This window comes from Chelatococcus reniformis (assembly GCF_014640075.1).
Lineage (GTDB): Bacteria > Pseudomonadota > Alphaproteobacteria > Rhizobiales > Beijerinckiaceae > Camelimonas > Camelimonas reniformis.
Genome location: NZ_BMGG01000011.1, coordinates 112,638 through 125,042 on the forward strand (window position 1 = coordinate 112,638; position 12,405 = coordinate 125,042).

At 68.5% G+C, this 12,405-nt stretch carries 12 protein-coding genes; 10 read left to right on the plus strand and 2 right to left on the minus strand.

Annotated elements, in window-relative coordinates; genetic code table 11:
- Window positions 1–52 precede the first annotated feature (52 nt).
- Window positions 53–916 carry a LysR substrate-binding domain-containing protein gene (locus tag IEW34_RS26735; RefSeq protein ID WP_188612500.1) on the minus strand — a complete coding sequence of 288 codons (864 nt, stop codon included), beginning with the start codon at window positions 914–916 and terminating at the stop codon, window positions 53–55.
- 95 nt (window positions 917–1,011) lie between these two features.
- On the opposite strand from IEW34_RS26735, the gene IEW34_RS26740 reads away from it, so the two are divergent.
- The gene (locus IEW34_RS26740) at window positions 1,012–1,941 is read left to right on the plus strand and encodes a DMT family transporter (protein ID WP_188612293.1); all 930 of its coding nucleotides are present in this window, start codon (window positions 1,012–1,014) and stop codon (window positions 1,939–1,941) included.
- A gap of 134 nt (window positions 1,942–2,075) precedes the next feature.
- On the opposite strand, the gene IEW34_RS26745 is transcribed toward IEW34_RS26740, so the two are convergent.
- The gene (locus tag IEW34_RS26745; RefSeq protein WP_308424399.1) at window positions 2,076–2,804 is read right to left on the minus strand and encodes a TetR/AcrR family transcriptional regulator; all 729 of its coding nucleotides are present in this window, start codon (window positions 2,802–2,804) and stop codon (window positions 2,076–2,078) included.
- Between the two features lie 139 nt (window positions 2,805–2,943).
- On the opposite strand from IEW34_RS26745, the gene IEW34_RS26750 reads away from it, so the two are divergent.
- Genes IEW34_RS26750 through IEW34_RS26790 form a run of 9 tightly spaced genes read left to right on the plus strand, consistent with a single transcriptional unit; the run spans window position 2,944 to window position 12,402 of the window.
- Window positions 2,944–3,957 (plus strand): branched-chain amino acid ABC transporter permease, encoded by a 1,014-nt coding sequence (locus IEW34_RS26750; protein ID WP_188612294.1) that lies wholly within the window; start codon window positions 2,944–2,946, stop codon window positions 3,955–3,957.
- Entirely contained in the window at window positions 3,954–4,688 is a 735-nt protein-coding gene (locus IEW34_RS26755; protein ID WP_188612502.1) for an ABC transporter ATP-binding protein, read from the plus strand. Before IEW34_RS26750 ends, IEW34_RS26755 begins: the two co-directional genes overlap by 4 nt.
- A complete protein-coding gene (locus tag IEW34_RS26760; protein WP_188612295.1) occupies window positions 4,682–5,416 on the plus strand; it encodes an ABC transporter ATP-binding protein in 735 nt (244 codons plus the stop codon). The genes IEW34_RS26755 and IEW34_RS26760 overlap by 7 nt, the downstream gene beginning before the upstream one ends.
- 3 nt (window positions 5,417–5,419) lie before the next feature.
- A complete protein-coding gene (locus tag IEW34_RS26765) occupies window positions 5,420–6,634 on the plus strand; it encodes a thiolase C-terminal domain-containing protein (RefSeq protein WP_188612296.1) in 1,215 nt (404 codons plus the stop codon).
- Between the two features lie 2 nt (window positions 6,635–6,636).
- Entirely contained in the window at window positions 6,637–7,050 is a 414-nt protein-coding gene (locus IEW34_RS26770) for a Zn-ribbon domain-containing OB-fold protein (protein ID WP_188612297.1), read from the plus strand.
- A gap of 2 nt (window positions 7,051–7,052) precedes the next feature.
- Window positions 7,053–8,636 carry a class I adenylate-forming enzyme family protein gene (locus tag IEW34_RS26775; RefSeq protein ID WP_188612298.1) on the plus strand — a complete coding sequence of 528 codons (1,584 nt, stop codon included), beginning with the start codon at window positions 7,053–7,055 and terminating at the stop codon, window positions 8,634–8,636.
- Between the two features lie 23 nt (window positions 8,637–8,659).
- The gene (locus IEW34_RS26780; protein ID WP_188612299.1) at window positions 8,660–9,892 is read left to right on the plus strand and encodes an ABC transporter substrate-binding protein; all 1,233 of its coding nucleotides are present in this window, start codon (window positions 8,660–8,662) and stop codon (window positions 9,890–9,892) included.
- A 6-nt stretch (window positions 9,893–9,898) separates the two neighbouring features.
- On the plus strand, window positions 9,899–10,771 hold the full coding sequence (locus IEW34_RS26785) for a branched-chain amino acid ABC transporter permease (protein ID WP_188612300.1): 873 nt from the start codon (window positions 9,899–9,901) through the stop codon (window positions 10,769–10,771).
- A 23-nt stretch (window positions 10,772–10,794) separates the two neighbouring features.
- Window positions 10,795–12,402 (plus strand): AMP-binding protein, encoded by a 1,608-nt coding sequence (locus IEW34_RS26790; protein ID WP_188612301.1) that lies wholly within the window; start codon window positions 10,795–10,797, stop codon window positions 12,400–12,402.
- Window positions 12,403–12,405: the final 3 nt, after the last annotated feature.

Consider the following 12,405-nt stretch of genomic DNA (forward strand, 5'->3'; position numbering starts at 1 on the left):
GTCAAAGCGAGCGGCCGCACGGGTTCGGCACGGCTCCAGCGGCCACCACCCGCTAGGCCGCCTGCGCCTGCACCGAGCCGCAGAAGGCGGCGAGACTGTCCGCCAGCCGTAGCGTGGCCGGACTGGCGTCCGGGGCGGCGACGAGCGCAAGCTCGGTCTCGTCGATCGGAGCGAAGCCGTCCGCCGCGGACAGCACCCGGTGACCCTGCTGGATGGCCATCTCCGAGAGGATGCTGAGGCCGAGGCCGGCGGCGACGGCCGCTTGGATGCCCGCCAGGCTGGAGCTGGAATAGGCCATGTGCCAGGTCTTGCCCGCCGCCTCGATGGCGTGGATGGCGCGCGTGCGGTAGAGGCAACCGGCGGGAAAGCCGATCAGCGGAATGGACGTGCCGGAGAGGTCCACGGGGTGGACCCTGCTGGTCACCCAATGCACACGCTCCGGCCACACCGCGAGGGCGCCCTTCTCGCCGGCATCGCGCTTGAGCAGGGCCAGATCCAGCTCGCCCCGCTCCAGATCGCGCCTGAGATACTTGCTCTGGTCGGCCCGCACGTCGAGCCGCAGGCCCGGCCGTGACCGCGAAAAGCTCGCCAGCAGCTCGGTCAGACGGTAGGCGGCGAAATCCTCCGGGATGCCGAGGCGCACCGCACCCTCGTGGCCCGGCCGCGTGAGCACGTCCCGCGCCTCCTCGGCCAACGCCAGGATCCGCCGCGCATAGGACAGCAGCACCTCACCGTCCTCAGTCGGCGTGACCTGCTTGCCGGCGCGGTGGAACAAGGGCCGCTGCAGGCTGTCCTCAAGCCGCTTGATCTGCTGGCTGACAGTCGATTGCGACCGGTGCACGCGCTCGCCGGCCCGGGTGAAGCCACCGGCATCGACCACCGACACAAAACTGCGCAACAGGTCGAGATCGAGCATCACCGCACCCATTCGATTCCTCACTGATGACGATTTTATCATTTAATTTCTAAATCGAAAGTGCGCCGCGCATATGAGGGCGAAGGAGATGATCCATGCCCCTGGCGTCCACCCTCCAACTGCCGCGCCTTACCATCAATCTGCTGCCGATCTACATCGCCAGTTTCTGCCTGCTGTGGAGCTTCGCCTTCGTCGCCGGCAAGATCGGCGTCACCGACTGCCCGCCGCTGATCCTGCTCGCGGCGCGCTTCCTGCTGGCTGGTGCGCTGATCCTCGGCTTGTCGCTCGCCCGGCAGGGCGCATGGTCGATGTCGTTGCGCGACATGGGCGTGTACGCGCTGCTCGGCGTCGCCAACAACGCGCTCTACCTGGGGCTCGGCTACGTCGGCCTCCAGACCGTCTCGGCCGGTCTCGGCGGCCTGATCGTCAGCACCAACCCGGTCCTCACCGCCATCCTGGCCGCCCTGTTGCTGGGTGAGCCGCTCACCTGGCGCAAGGTCGCCGGCCTTGCCCTTGGTGTCGGCGGCGTCGCCTACATCGTCGCCCACCGCATGTCGGTGGGCACAGACGCGCTCGGCGGCATCCTGTTCACGTTCGCCTCGCTCGCCGCCATCGTCGCGGGGACCGTCCTGTTCAAGCGCCTGGCTCCGAAGGGCAACCTGTGGGTCGGCAACGGCATCCAGAACCTGTCGGCGGGCCTTGCCGTGGCTCCCTTCGCCCTGGCGCTGTCGAGCGTCGGTGACATCGTCCCCAGCGCACGCCTGCTCGGCGCCTTCACTTTTCTGGTGGTCTGCGGCTCGATCGTGGCGTTCCTGCTGTGGTTTCACCTGCTGACGGTCTGCGGTGCCACGGCGGCGAGCTCCTTCCACTTCCTGATGCCGCCGCTCGGGATGCTGTTCGCCTGGCTCGTCCTCGACGAACAGCTCGTCGTGGAGGATCTGCTGGGCATCGTGCCGGTGGCGCTCGGCATCTATCTGGTGACGCGGCCCGCAGGGGTGCGCGGCCTTCAAGGGAGCAAGGCATGACGAGGGGCTCGCGTGCGGTCGGCATCGGCCTCGACGTGTCAGGCGGCCTACAGCCTCGTCCCGTCGGGGAAGACGACGCAGATGTCGAACAGTTCGCGCCGCTCGGCATCGATCGGCACATGAAACGTGCCGCCTTACGTCGACCGCAGCCGTGTCCTTGCCGCCTTGCGGGCGCGGCTCTTGGGTCGTTGCTTCTCGACCGGACCCGTCTCTGCGCCGACAGCGAACAGCCCGTGCCGCAGCAGCTTCATGTAGGCGCTGTTGACAGCCGCGGGCACGGCCGCCTTGCTGCCGCCCCGTGCATAGCGGAAGGTCAGGTATGAGCGGGCGGCAAGCAGGATGTAGGCGATCGGCTCGATCTCGTCGTCGGTGAAATCGCGAAGATCACCGCGCTCCTTGGCCCGGCGCAGCGTGCGCAGGAATCCGTCGCCGAAATTCTCGACGTGCTGGCGGTAGATTTCGGGAACGAATACTTCGCCCTCGTTGAGGATTCGGTAGAACTCCGGGTGGATCTTGAGGAATTCGAACCAGGCGTTGAGCCGGGCCTCTTCGCGCGCGACCGGATCCGACACGGCAGCGACACTTTCGGTGACATGCTGAAGCAGAATTTCGCCGAGTGCGGGCAATAATTGCTCAAACAGATCCTGCCGCGAGTCGAAATAATTATAGAACGTGCCGTGCGCGACCTTGGCCACGCTTGTAATGCGGCTGATCGATGCATCGGCATAGCCGTATTTGCCGACGACGGCCGCCGCGGCAAGGAAGATCGCCCGCCGGATCCCCTCCGAGGTCTCGGCTCGGGTCTTCTTGATCCGTCTTGCCCGGACCGGCGCCGTCGCTGCCATCCGCCTGAACCCTTCCATCACTCGTGTCCGTGCCGCCCGCGCAGCCGCCTCCAGCGGATAGCACGATCGGCTTGACAGCCAAATCCCTGCATGAATAGTGGTTCCATGACTCGTGGATCATAAATCACCAAGCGCAACGGGTCGATGGGGAAACGCATTGAGGTCAGTCGTTGAGCCGCTGAGCCCTTCCAAGGCTGGGGCCGCGCCGCACAAAAGCATCCTCGCCCGGTATCGGCCGTGGCTCGTCGCCCTGGCGGTGCTGGCGGCGCTGTTCGCCGCCGCGCCGCGGCTGCTGTCGGACTACCAGCTCTACACGCTCAACCTGATCCAGGTGAACATCCTGCTGGCCGTCGGTCTCAACCTGGTGATCGGCGTCACCCGCCAGTTCGCCCTGTTCAGCGGCGCGCTGCTCGGCATCGGCGCCTATGTCGCCGCGTTGCTGCAGATGCGCCTGGGCGTGCCGTTCCTGCTGTCGCTGCCGGTGGCCGTGCTGGCCACCATGGCCGTCTCGGCGGCGGTCAGCCTCGTCGCATGGCGCGCCGGCGGCCTCTACCTGGCCATGATCACCTTCGGCTTCGGCGAGGTGTTCCAGTTCATCCTCGTGCATGCGGACGCGATCACCAACGGCCCCGACGGGCTGGCCGTGCCGCGCCCAGCCTTCGCCGGCGTGTCCTTCGCCGCGCCGGCGCGGCTGTTCGAGCTGTTCCTGCCGCTCACGGCCATCGCCGTCGCCGGCTACCGCTTGATGGAGACGGGCTCGCTCGGCCGGACCATGACGGCGCTGGGCGATTCCGAGATCGCCCTCGCCAGCGTCGGCCGCGACCCGCGCATGGCCAAGACGATCGCCTTCGCCATCCAGGGCGCCTATGCCGGTCTCGCCGGCGCCATGTTCGCGGCCGCCGTGGGCTTCATCGACCCCTATTCCTTCGGGCTCGGCGTCACCCTCCAGCAGCTGACCGCGATCGCCGTCGGCGGCTTCGGCAGCCTCGCCGGTGCCGTTGTCGGCGGCGCCGTCCTCACCTTGATCGAGCGCGGGGTCATGGATCTGCCCGGCGTCCGCGAGATCGTCTATGGCCTGGCGCTGCTCGTCGTTTTCCTGGGCTTTCCGGCCGGGCTCGCCGGTCTCTTCTCGCGCCGACGCGCATCCAGGCCAGCGGACGCCGGCCGATGAGCCCACTCTTGGACATCCGCGGCGTCAGCGTCCGCTTCGGCGGGCTCGCAGCCGTGAGCGACCTGGCTCTGGCTCTGGGCCAGGGCGAGATCCACGCCCTGATCGGACCCAATGGCGCAGGCAAGAGCACCGTGATCAACTGCATCTCAGGCTTTCAGCCGCTGAGCGCGGGCGAGATGCGGCTGGGTGACGAACGGCTCGGGCAGCTGACGCCGGTCACGGCCGCCCGCAAGGGTATCGCGCGCACCTTTCAGACACCGCAGCTGTTCGGCCGGCTCAGCGTTGCCGACAACGTGCGCGTCGCCTCGCGAAGCGGACGCACGGGCCTGTTCGACGGCGGCGAGCTGATCGAGCTCGTCGGACTGGCAGGCCTCCAGGCACGGGCCGCCGAGAGTCTTGCCTATGGTCAGCAGCGCCTGCTCGAAGTGGCCCGAGCGCTGGCCTGCGCCCCCCGCCTGCTGCTCCTCGACGAGCCCGCCGCAGGACTTGCAGCCGACGACATCGCCCGGCTGGCCCGGTTGCTGCGCCGCATCGCCGGCGAGCTCGGCCTCGGCATCTTGCTGGTCGAGCACAACGTCGGCCTGGTAAAGCGGCTGTGCGACCAGGCAACGGTGATGCACCACGGCCTCGTCATCGCCAGCGGCTCTCCCGCTGCGGTGCTGTCCGACCCGGCCGTGGTTACGGCCTATCTGGGCGCGCAGGCATCACCTTCGCAGGCCCGGCCATGCTGAGCGTGTCCGGCCTCACGCTCTCCCATGGCGCAGCCGTCGCCGTCAGGGACGTCTCGTTCGAGGTGCGTGAGCACGAGGTCACGGTGCTGCTCGGCGCCAACGGCGCCGGCAAGACCACGATCATGATGGCGCTGTCGGGCCTGCTACCGGTTCGCGCCGGCGATATCCGTCTCGACGGGCACCGCATCACCGGCGCCGGCAACGATCGACTCGTCGGCCTCGGCATCGTGCAGGTGCCGCAAGGCCGGCAGGTGTTTCCCGGCATGACCGTGCGCGAAAACCTCGAGCTCGGTGCCTTCCTGCGCCGGGACCGCAACGTCGGCACCGATCTCGATCGCATCTTCGCGCATTTCCCCAAGCTCGCCGAGCGAACAGGCCAGACCGCCGGAACGCTCTCGGGCGGCGAGCAGCAGATGCTCGCGATCGGCCGCGCGCTGATGGGCAAGCCGCGCCTGCTGCTGCTCGACGAGCCCTCGCTGGGCCTCGCACCCGTGATCGTCGACGCGGTCTACGACATCGTCGCCGAGTTGGTGCGCGACGGCCTCACCATCCTGCTTGCGGAGCAGAACGTCGCCAAGGCGCTGTCGGTGGCGGCCCGCGGCTTTGTCCTCGAGAACGGAACGGTCATCGCATCGGGATCCGGGGCCGAGCTCGCGGCGACCGATTTCGTCCACAGGGCCTACCTCGGATCGTCCGACGACGACCTCCCTCATGACGCGGAGAGATAATTGATGAGCTTGAGATCGGATTCGGCCGTCGCCATCGCCGGCGTGGGCGAAACAGCGGTCGGGAACCTGCCGGGAACCCATTCGACGGAACTCTACATCGAGGCCGCCCGTCGCGCGATCGAGGACTCAGGTCTTGCCAAGAGCGAGATCGACGGCCTGCTCACGACGGCATCCGTCGTGGACGACAACGTCCGCCACCACATGGTCATCGCCGAGCACCTCGGCCTGTTCTGCAAGACTTTGTGCGATACCCTGCGCACGGGCGGTGCCGCATTCGGCTACGCCGTGCAGCTGGCGCAGTGGGCCGTGCAGTCGGGTCGCTGCCGGGCCGTGCTCGTGGTCTCGGCCGACAACCTCCTGAGCGGGCCGGGTGCCGGCCATGGCGTCACCGCCTACACCGAGCTCGGCGCTCATTCGCTCGAGTTCGAAGTGCCGTTCGGCGGCCATATCCCCTCCTTCTACGCGCTCGTCGCTGCCCGGCACATGCACGAGTACGGCACCACCGAAGAGCAATTGGCGGCCATCGCGGTGGCGTGCCGCAAGCACGCGGCGCTGAATCCGGCAGCCCAGAAGCGGACGCCGATCACCATCGACGACGTGATCAACTCGCGCCGGATTTCCTCGCCGCTGAAGCTGCTCGACTGCAGCCTGATCTCGGATGGCGGCGGCGCCGTCATCGTCACCACGCTGGAGCGGGCCCGGGATTTGAAGCAGCGGCCCATCCGCGTGCTCGGCACGGGGCAGGCGCAGTCCTACTATCACATGGGGCATCTGGCCGGCGGCGTCGGCCTGCCCCGCGAGCGCAAGGGCGAGTTCAATCTCACCTCGACCGTGCAGAAGGTCGCCGGCCGGGACGCCTTCGGCGAAGCAGGCATCACGCCGGCCGACATCGACGTGGCGGAGATCTACGACAGCTTCACGATCACCGCCCTGATGCAGTTCGAAGACCTCGGCTTCTGCAAGAAGGGCGAGGGCGGTGCCTTCGTCGAGGGCGGCCGCATCGAGCTCGGCGGCGCGCTGCCCACCAACACCCACGGCGGCCTGCTGTCCTACGCCCATCCGGGCATGCCGGGCGGCATCTTCCACCTCATCGAAGGCGTGCGCCAGTTGCGGCACCAATGCGGGCCGCGCCAGGTCGAGGGCGCCCAGACCGCGTTGGTGACCGCGGTCAGCGCCGTCGCCTCCAACCACTCCGTCTGCATCCTCGGGAGGGACTGACCATGACCAGCGCGATGCCGACCATACCGCCCGAGCCGACGCCGCTGTCGCGGCCGTTCTGGGACGCCTGCCGGGAGCACCGGCTGATCATGCAGGCCTGCCAGGATTGCGGCGAGCTGACCTTCTACCCTGCCCACATGTGCCCCACCTGCGGCGGCGGCCACCTCAAGTGGCAGGAGCTCAGCGGCCGCGGCCGGATCCATTCGGTGACGACGGTCTATCGCCCGGCAGCCCCGGTCTTCGCCGGGTCTGTGCCCTACGTCATCGCCCTCGTCGAAGTGGCCGAGGGGCCGATCATGATGAGCAACATCGTGGGGCCTGGTGCGCTCGAAGCGAAGATCGGCGATACCGTCGACGTCGTCTTCGAAGACCTCGCCGAGGTGACGCTGCCGCGCTTCAAGCTGCCCGGGGGCTGACGGTGCAGACCTTCGTCGATCTGGCGGCCCGGCTGGAGGCGCGCGGCAGTAGCCCGGCCCTGGTTTGCCAGGGCCGGGCCCATACGGCCGGCGCACTCGCCGACGAGGCGGGGCGGATCGCCCGTGCGCTCATGGCGGCCGGCGTCGGCCGTGGCGAGCGCGTCTGCGTCTGGTTGCCGAACGGGCCCGAGTTCGTCCTCATCGAGCTCGCGACAGCGATGATCGGCGCCGTGTTCGTGCCGATCCATACCCGTTACGGATCGAGCGAACTCGCCAACATCCTGGGTCAGGCGGAGCCGGCGATGCTGGTCTACCAGCGCGCCTTCCTGCAAGCCGATCTGGACGCGACGCTGCTGAAAGCCGCGCCGCAGGTCGCAGCCGGCGCGCCGCAAGCCGCCGCGGTCAGATTCGTCTCCCTGGACGGCAGCCGTCATGCCGGCGTCACCACCTGGTCGGACTTGCTGGCCGGGGCCGATGCGGTCCCCGAGAGCGCCCTCGAAGCCGCACGTGCCGCCGTGCGCCCGGACGACCCGGCCGTCTGCATCTTCACCAGCGGCACGACCGGCGTGCCCAAGGGCGCCATGCTCAGCCATCGGGCGATCCTGACGACCGAGCAGCGCGTCGGCGACGCCATGGGCATCGCCGACGGCGACCGGGTGCTCTACGCCGCACCGCTGCCGTCGGTGTTCGGCTGCTGCAATGCGCTGGTCGCCACGTGGAGCCATGACGCCTGCCTCGTGCTGATGCCCACCTTCGAAGCCGGCGAGGCGCTGGCGACGATCGAGGCCGAGCGGTGCACGATGATCTACGGCGTGCCCACCATGTTCGTGATGCTGCTCGGCCATCCCGCCTTCGCAGCGGAGCGGACGCGCTCGCTGCGCGGCGGCATCGTCGGGGGCGCCCCGTGCGCGCCGGCGCTGGCCGAGGCGATCATGCACGATCTCGGCGTCAAGGATCTCGTCAGCGGCTACGGCATGTCGGAGACCTGCGCGGTGATTTCGATCACCCGCATCGGCGATCCGCCACCCGTGGTCGCCCAAACCGTGGGGCGCCCGCTGCCCGGCGTCGAGATCCGTATCGTCGATCCGGCCGCGGACGTGCTGGTCGCCGCCGAGGAGGGCGAAATCTGCATCCGCGGCATCAACCTGATGCTCGGCTATTTTGGCGGCAGCAGCGGCCTGAAGCGGCCGTTTCCCGATGGCTGGTTCCGCACCGGCGACCTCGGCACCATCGATGCCGACGGCAATCTGCGCATCACCGGCCGCTGCTCCGACATGATCCTGGTGGGCGGCTTCAACGTCTATCCGGTCGAGATCGAAGCGTTGCTCGCGCGCCATCCCGCCGTCAGCCAGGCCCACGTCGTCGGCATCCCCGACGAACGCATGGGCGAGCGGCCGGTCGCCTTCGTCCAGCTCGACGCCCATGTCCGCGTCGGCGCCGAGGAGCTGGCGCAGTACTGCACAGAAAACATCGCCAAATACAAGGTTCCGGCGCGGTTCATCTTCGTCGACGACTTTCCGATGACGCCGCTCGGCAAAATCCAGAAGTTTGAGCTCAAGAAGATGGCGACCCAAGTAGGCGCCTGATCAAGCCCAAGGGAGGTTCAGACATGATTGATCTACCGAGAGGGGTGCTCCTGGGCCTCGCGGCCGTCGCCGTCGGCAGCATCTCCACTCCGGCTCGGGCGCAGAACGCGCCGGGCGTCACCGATACGACGATCCGCATCGCCGTCGCCGATGCCCTGAGCGGCGCCTATTCCCAATACGGCGTGCCCAGCCTCAACGGCGTGAAGTACGTGTTCGACAAGGTCAATCAGGCCGGCGGCCTGTTCGGCCGCAAGCTCGAAGTGGTGTCGGAGGACGATGGCTGCTCGCCCAAGCAGGCCGTAGGCGTCGCCACCAAGCTCGCGTCGGAGAAATCGGTGCTCGCCGTGCTCGGCCTCACCTGCTCGTCGGCGGCCGTGGCCGTGCGAGACACCATCGCGCCGACGACGCCAATTCCGTTCATCTCCTTCTCGAGCGGCGGCCATACCTCTTCGTCTGCGGCCCTGGGCGGCCTGAAGCCTAACTTCTACTTCATCGCGACCTCGGTGCATGCCCAGGGCGGCGCCCTGGTGAATTTCGCCGTGAACCAGCTCAAGCCGACCCGCGTCGCCTTCATCGGCCAGACCGACGTCTATGGTAAAGAGGGCCGCCAGGGCGTCGAGGCCATGCTCGCGTCCTACGGCCTCAAGTTGGTCGCCGACGAGACCATGGAGCCGCGCGGCACCGACGCCAGTGCCCAGGTGCTCAAGCTGAAGGCGGCCAATCCCGACGTGGTGATCGCCTTCCTATACCAGGTGCCAGCCCAGACACTGCTGCGCCAGGCCGACGAACTCGGCTTCCGGGCCAAGATCATCACCTCTGCCTCAGTCACGGACTCGAGCATCTACACCTCGCTACAACCGAGTGCACTGGAGAACTACTACGGTGGCATGCTCGCCAGGGACGTGCTCACCGGCCCGCTGATGAAGCCGTTGATGACCAGCCTTCAGACGCAGTTTCCGGGTGTGACGTTCAACCCCCTGGTGGCGTCCGGCATCGGCGCAGGCGAGGTCATCGTTGCGGCGCTGCGGCGCGTCGGAAAGGACGTAACGGCCGAGAAGCTGGTCGCGGAGCTCGACCGCACCCGTGACATGGCGACGAGCGCGCTGAGCTATCCCGTGACCTTCACGCCCGACAACCACATGGGCGGGCGCGGCCTCCACATCTACGAGATCAGGAACGGCGTGGAGATGTCGGCCATGCCGGGGTATTGGCCCGGAACGGAGAAAGCCGCCGGTCCGGCCATCGTGAAGGACTAACCACTGATGTCGATGCTGCCTCAATTGCTTAGCGCGGGCGTCGTCAGCGGCTGCATCTATGCGCTCGTCGCGCTCGGCCTGGTCGTCGTCTTCAAGGCGACCGGGGTCATCAACTTCGCCCACGGCAGCACCATCCTGATCGGCGCCTATATCGGCGTCACCGCAGTGCGATCGGTCGGCCTGCCCTACCCGGTGGCGTTCGCCGCAGCCGTCGTGGTCGCGGCGGCCATCGGCTGGATCAGCTATGCCGCCGTTTACAAGCGCCTCCTCGGGGCCCCGCACATGATCCAGGTGTTGGCGACCCTCGCGGTCGCCAACATTCTGAGCGGCGCCGCGACGCTCACCTGGGGTTCCGAGAGCTACGGCTTTCCGCCCAGCGCGCGAATGCGGCCGATCATGACCGAGCCTGTCGTCGTCACCGGGCAGCAGGCGCTCATCGTCGTCGGGGCGCTGATCGTGATGATCGCCCTGACCGCCTATTTCCGCTACGGGCGATCGGGCAAGGCCATGCGGGCGCTCGCCGAGAACCAGGTCGGCGCCGGTCTGTGCGGCATCCGCACCGATCGGGTGTTCGCCATCTCCATCACGCTCAGCGGGGCGCTGGGCGCGATCGCGGGCGTGCTCTACGCGCCGCTCACTCTGGTGGATCCCAGCTTCGGCTGGCTGCTGATCAAGGGCTTCGCCGCAGCGGCCGTCGGTGGGCTGACCAGCCTGCCGGGAGCGGTGGTCGGCGGCATCGTGCTGGGCCTATGCGAAAGCCTCTGGGTGGCGGCTCTGCCGGCGCTGTGGGCCCCCAGCCTCAGCTATGTGCTGATCATCATCGTGCTGCTCATCAAGCCCACCGGGCTGTTCGGCACATCGGCCGTGCAGAAGCTGTGACGCGGCCAACGCAAGGAGGACCCATGCGCATCGCCGGCGACGAGGTACCCTGGGGATCCATGCACGCGCTGCTGCAGGCACGGGCGCGCCGGCACGGCGACGCGCCACGCGTCGACGTGGCCGGAACGGTCACCTCCTGGGGCGAGATCGACCGCCTGTCCGATCGCGTCGGGGCCGCGCTGGCCCAGCGCGGCGTCGGTCCCGGCGACCGAGTCTGCACGTTGATGGACGGCCGGATCGAGCAACTGCTGGTGTGGTTCGCGGCGAGCAAGCTCGGCGCCGTCTGGGCTCCGCTCAACTCGGCGCTCGTCGGCGACGACCTGGCCTACACGATCAGGGACGCGGCGCCCGCGGCGCTCGTCGCCGAGGGCGAGACGGCAGGACGGTTCCGCGACTGGCCCGACGATGTCCCGCTGCCCGCGGCGCGGTTCAGCGCCGATGTCGCATCCGACGCGTCCGACGCCGGCTTCGGCCCGTTCGCCGAGCTCCTGTCGGATGGCGGCCAGTTGCCCGCGATCGAGGTGTCGCCGAGCGATCCGGGCGTCATCATCTACACCGGCGGAACGACGGGCCGCCCGAAAGGCGTGGTGCTGCCGCACTTCGCCTTCCTCGCCGCCGGCTACCGCTTTCGCGACGCCTTCGACGTGCGGCCCGACGATCGGCAATACTCGGTCCTGCCTCTGTTCCATGTGGGCGGCACCATGCTCGGCATCATGGGGCCGCTGGTCACCGACATCCCCACGGCGCTCGACCGGCGCTTCAGCGGCACCCGGTTCTGGCAGCGGGCCCGGCAGACCGGCGCCACGCTCATCGACCCGGTCGGCACCATGGTGTCGCTGCTGTGCGAGTTGCCCGCGACGGCGAGCGACCGCGACCACCAGGTCCGGGCCGGCGTTGGCGTGACCGGTCAGGTGCCGGCGCACGTGCCGTCGACGTTCGCGCGCCGCTTCGGCGTGTCGCTCGTCAACCTCTATTCGCTCTCCGAGGCCGGCGGCGTCCTGATCACCTACACCAAGCCTGGCAGCGTGCGTCCGCAGGCGCACGGCGAGCCCGGCCGGTGGGCCGACTTCCGGGTGGTCGACCGCTTCGATCAGGACTGTGCGGCCGACGCCGTCGGCGAGATCGTGCTGCGGCCGCGGGTGCCTTACACCTTCATGCTCCGCTACCACAACGACGCGGAGCGCACGCTCGAATGCTGGTCCAATCTGTGGCTGCACACGGGCGATCTGGGCAAGCTCGACGCGGATGGGTTCCTCCATTTCATTGGCCGCGCCGCACACTGGCTGCGCTGCCGCGGCGAGAACGTCTCGGCCTACGAGGTCGAAGCGACCGTGCTGGGTTGCGCCGGCGTTGCCGAGGCCGCGGTGGTCGGCGTGCCGGCGCCGCTCGGCGAAGACGACGTCAAGGTCTTCGTCGTCCGCCGGCCCGACGCGACGGTGAGCGAGCAGGACATCGTCGATCACTGCGCACGGCGGCTCGCCCGCTTCAAGGTCCCCCGCTACGTCGAATTCGTGGCGTCGTTTCCGCGCTCGGCCGCCAAGCAGGAGATCGAGCGCCATAAGCTGCGCGCGCTGGGTAACGAGCGGGCCTGGGATGCAAAGGCGTCCGGCTTGGAACCGGGAAAGATCTGAGCC